Origin of the sequence: Frankia canadensis, from assembly GCF_900197875.1 — a bacterium.
Taxonomy (GTDB): Bacteria; Actinomycetota; Actinomycetes; order Frankiales; family Frankiaceae; genus Frankia; species Frankia canadensis.
Genome location: NZ_FZMO01000380.1, coordinates 1 through 2,185, shown reverse-complemented (window position 1 = coordinate 2,185; position 2,185 = coordinate 1). Strand labels below are relative to the sequence as shown.

At 72.1% G+C, this 2,185-nt stretch carries 4 protein-coding genes; 3 read left to right on the top strand and 1 reads right to left on the bottom strand.

From position 1 onward, the window contains the following. Nucleotides 1-218: 218 nt before the first annotated feature. Nucleotides 219-569 carry an RNA polymerase-binding protein RbpA gene (locus C1A33_RS24225; protein WP_101833638.1) on the bottom strand — a complete coding sequence of 117 codons (351 nt, stop codon included), beginning with the start codon at nucleotides 567-569 and terminating at the stop codon, nucleotides 219-221. 96 nt (nucleotides 570-665) lie between these two features. On the opposite strand from C1A33_RS24225, the gene C1A33_RS24220 reads away from it, so the two are divergent. From C1A33_RS24220 to C1A33_RS24210, 3 genes are all read left to right on the top strand, one after another. After that, nucleotides 666-1,085, top strand: a complete 420-nt coding sequence (locus C1A33_RS24220; protein ID WP_101833637.1) for a hypothetical protein — start codon at nucleotides 666-668, stop codon at nucleotides 1,083-1,085. A gap of 123 nt (nucleotides 1,086-1,208) precedes the next feature. After that, nucleotides 1,209-1,625 carry a peptide-methionine (R)-S-oxide reductase MsrB gene (gene msrB, locus C1A33_RS24215; RefSeq protein WP_101833636.1) on the top strand — a complete coding sequence of 139 codons (417 nt, stop codon included), beginning with the start codon at nucleotides 1,209-1,211 and terminating at the stop codon, nucleotides 1,623-1,625. A gap of 189 nt (nucleotides 1,626-1,814) precedes the next feature. Next, nucleotides 1,815-2,185 (top strand): DUF4262 domain-containing protein (locus tag C1A33_RS24210; protein ID WP_115538010.1); only part of this gene is annotated, 371 nt, incomplete at its 3' end.

Sequence of the window (2,185 nt, the reverse complement as noted above, 5' to 3'; positions counted from 1 at the left end):
ACCAACGCGAGCGCCACCACAAACGGCGCCACCACCAGCCAACCCGCCCCCAGCGCCGACCAGCCCAGCACCCTCACCACCGGCAACGGCCGCTGACACCCGCCCGGCGACACCCCACCCGCGGGCACGCCAAAGGGTCGGGCACGCACAACCACCCGTGCCCGACCCTCACCGCCCGCGGCCACCCGGCCGCGATACACCTCAGACGCTACCGACCCTCAGGCGCTACGACGCCCCTCACCAGTGCCCCGCAGCACCGCCAGCCGCTCCGCCAGAACCTCCTCCAGATCATCGGTGGTCCGGCGCTCCATCAGCATGTCCCAGTGCGTCCGCGGCGGCTTCGCCTTCTTCGGCTCCGGCCGCTCACCATCCACGATCACCGACGCCCCACCACACACCCGGCACTCCCACACCGACGGCACCTCCGCCTCCGCGGCGAAGGGCATCGTGAACTGGTGCCCGTTGGGGCAGTCGTAGGACGCCGACTGCCGTGGGGCAAGCTCGGTACTGCGGTCAGTCTCGTAGGACACCGCACCGAGACGGCTTCCCCGCAGGATGCGCTCGCCCATATAACTCCTCCGAGCGTCGAGTCGTGTGCAACTACCCCTCGACAACGTTCTGGCCAGCCGAGACGTTCCCGCCCCGGAAGGACCCCTAACACAATCATGAACACAGCGCGCCCGCGCCCCACCCGCAGCCGCCGCACCCTGCACACCACCACCCTCGGCCTCACCCGCTGCGCCGTCGGCGTCCTCATCCTCACCCGCGCCGTCGACACGCTGCGCCTCACCGGCGCCGACCGCGTCACCGCCACCCACCTCGCCTGGGTCGCCCGCCTCGCCGGCATCCGCGACCTCGCCCTCGGCGCCGGCCTGCTCACCGCCCAGGCCACCGGCCGCGACACCCACACCTGGCTCTGGGCCGGAATGCTCGCCGACGCCGCCGACGTTTCCGTCTTCGCGACCTCCACCGCCCGCGGCCACCTCCCACCCGCCCTCGGCACCGCCATGGCCACCGCCGCCCTCGGTGGCGCGGCCGCCGCCACACCCCTACTCACCCGCCCCCGCGACACCGCGGGGGAGTGACCCACCCGAACCCCCACCACCCGACAAGCCACAGCCCGCCGGTCACACCACCGCAACACCTGACACCGGGCCACGCCACCGGGAAACACCCGCGGCGACACCCCACCGAAAGGACACCACGCCATGACCCACGCCGACCACACCCCCGGCAAGGTCACCAAGACCGACGAGCAGTGGCGCGCCGAGCTCACCCCCGACCGATACGCCATCCTGCGCCAGGCCGCCACCGAACGCCCCTTCACCGGCGCCTACACCTACAACAAGGAAACCGGCCTCTACCGCTGCGGCGCCTGCCGCGCCCCCCTGTTCACCTCCGACACCAAGTACGACTCCGGCTCCGGCTGGCCCAGCTTCTACCAGCCCACCGACACCGACGCCGTCGAACTCGTCGAGGACACCTCCCACGGCACGACCCGCACCGAAGTCCGCTGCGCCCGCTGCGGCAGCCACCTCGGCCACGTCTTCGACGACGGACCCGCCCCCACCGGCCAGCGCTACTGCATGAACAGCCTCGCCCTCGACCTCGACACCACCCCCTGACCGCCCCGCGTGGAAGCTACCGGGCCGCCGTAGGACAGGCGCGGCGCCGGTAGCCCACACCGGCTGGCCCGCCGCGCCCAACCAGCTGCCATGGGGGAGCGGACCGACCCGAAGCGGCACCCCAAAACTGTCGGTGCCCACCCATAGCCTCTCCCGGGCAACCCACCACCACGCCCGGGAGAAGCCCCGATGGACCTCCAGACCTGGACCGACCAGGACAACGCCTGGATCCGCCGCACCATCGCGCGACGCGGCTGGGCCATCCGCGCCGTCCTCGCCGAACCCACCCATGACGAACCCGACTACGCCTACACCATCGGCCTCACCGCCCTCCACCACCCCGAACTCATGATCGCCGGCCTGCCGCCCACCCACGCCGCCACCCTGCTCAACCACCTCGGCGACCGCATCCGCGCCGGCGACCCACCACCACCCCAACGCCACTACCTGCTCACCCTCCCGCCCCACGCCAGCGACGAGCTCCTCCTCGACGCCAACAGCACCTACCAGCTCTGTGTCGCCCACGTGCTCCGCACCACCACCCCAACGCCACTACCTGC